We start from the raw sequence: 1,652 nt of genomic DNA, 5'->3' as shown, positions 1-1,652 counted from the left end.
TCGCCCTTCTTTCGGTGGTAGTGGTTTCGGTGACTCTATTCTACCAGAAAAAAGGGCGATTCTTCTATATTTGGGGCAAAAAAGTGGGGGCTGATCCCAAAACGCATTCCCGTTTTGGGTCAGCTCCTTGTTTTTTATTTACCGAATACGATTCGAGAAAAGAAAATCGTGTGCGTACAATCGTGTTCGGTGAGGTGAAATGGAAAGTGGGAAGAATGGAAAATGAGAGAAAATTGCAGAGAAAGAGCAAGAGAGGAAGGTACCTCCAAAAATAGACAATAATATTTAATGTTCTACAAGAACTAAACGTAATCTCCACAAGAGAATTTATTTCTTACTCTAAATACTGGTTACTTAGCTCAGGATTTAAATACCTTGCCATTCCTGTTTTAACCCTTTTTAATCCAAGTTTCCGATAAAACTCTTCATTTCCAGTTGTTGATATTAAATGCACACAAGAAACACTACTTAGTTTATCCAACAAAAACTCCATAATTTTTTTAGCTATCCCTTGCTTTTGAAAATCTCGATGAACCACAACATCATAGATTGCAGCATTAAAAACGCCATCTGAAAGGGCTCTTCCAAATCCAATAATTCGACCATTTACAGTAGCCAATGCTATAACATTACTTGCTTCAAAAACCTGCTTAATAATCTCGTTTGTATGTTTTGTCCAACCGACAGAACAATAAACTTCTCTCATTTCATCAAGATTTGCATTAGAAAAATCACGATGATGTATAAAATTTTGTGTAAAGCATTTTACTAGACCAAAAGAAAAAGGTAGGGTATTCTCTGATTTGGACCAACACATTCCAGAGAAAGGAGAACCCTACCTATGTCTAAAAGTATACCGAATGTCGACTGGACAAATCAACTGGAAAGCGTCATTCGTCAGTTTGTAAAGGAAAAATTAGAACGGATCATGCGGGAAGAAATCAAGAATTTCCTCGAAATAGAACAAGCCGGAACATCGAATATGAGAAACGGCTACTATCAACGAAATCTAGATACGCAATATGGCCGGATTGAAGGCCTTTTGGTCCCAAGAGACCGAAACGGGGAATTTCAAACGCAGTTGTTCCCCCCTTACCAACGCCATACCGGCTGGCTCGAGGAAGCCATCATCAAGATGTATCAAAGTGGCATGAGTACGCGTGAAATTGGCAAGTTTATTGAACGAATTTTAGGCAATGCCTATTCTCCTGCAACGATCAGCCGGATTACCGATGTAGTGAAGGAAGACATCGAGAAATGGCACACTCGTCCACTGCACAAGCGTTATTCCGTCTTATATTTGGATGGTTTATACGTAAAACTTCGTCGCGAAACCGTGGAGAAAGAAGCCATTTATGTGGTGTTAGGGGTGAATGAAGAAGGATATCACGAAATTCTTGATTTCTTTGTGGGAGGACAGGAAAGCGCCTATGTATGGCAGGACATTCTTCAACGCCTCTACCAAAGAGGCGTCAAGGAAGTGCTTCTGGGTGTATTCGATGGACTACCGGGGTTGGAGGAAGCCTGTAAATTATCACTTTATTTCCGCACAAAAAAGACTCTTTTTTGCACATTCCTTCGGAATATCCCTCTCCCCCTTTCCGAAAGAATGTGCTAAATTTTTTGTGAATTATTTCGGAATGGGACATGGG

Annotated in this window: 3 protein-coding genes; 2 read left to right on the top strand and 1 reads right to left on the bottom strand. The window is 40.1% G+C overall.

Annotated elements, in window-relative coordinates; all coding sequences use genetic code 11:
• A partial coding sequence (locus ETC05_RS17735; protein ID WP_216366547.1) for a hypothetical protein occupies positions 1-275 on the top strand: 275 nt, incomplete at its 5' end.
• Between the two features lie 59 nt (positions 276-334).
• Here the strand turns inward: ETC05_RS17735 and ETC05_RS17180 are convergent.
• Positions 335-706 (bottom strand): GNAT family N-acetyltransferase, encoded by a 372-nt coding sequence (locus ETC05_RS17180; RefSeq protein WP_071880171.1) that lies wholly within the window; start codon positions 704-706, stop codon positions 335-337.
• 135 nt (positions 707-841) lie between these two features.
• Between ETC05_RS17180 and ETC05_RS17175 the strand changes: the two genes are divergently transcribed.
• Positions 842-1,618 carry an IS256 family transposase gene (locus tag ETC05_RS17175; protein WP_256371135.1) on the top strand — a complete coding sequence of 259 codons (777 nt, stop codon included), beginning with the start codon at positions 842-844 and terminating at the stop codon, positions 1,616-1,618.
• Positions 1,619-1,652 lie beyond the last annotated feature (34 nt).

The sequence above is a fragment of the Geobacillus sp. BMUD genome (assembly GCF_013096845.1).
Classification (GTDB): Bacteria; Bacillota; Bacilli; order Bacillales; family Anoxybacillaceae; genus Geobacillus; species Geobacillus vulcani.
This window is presented reverse-complemented; position numbering and strand designations above follow the sequence as displayed.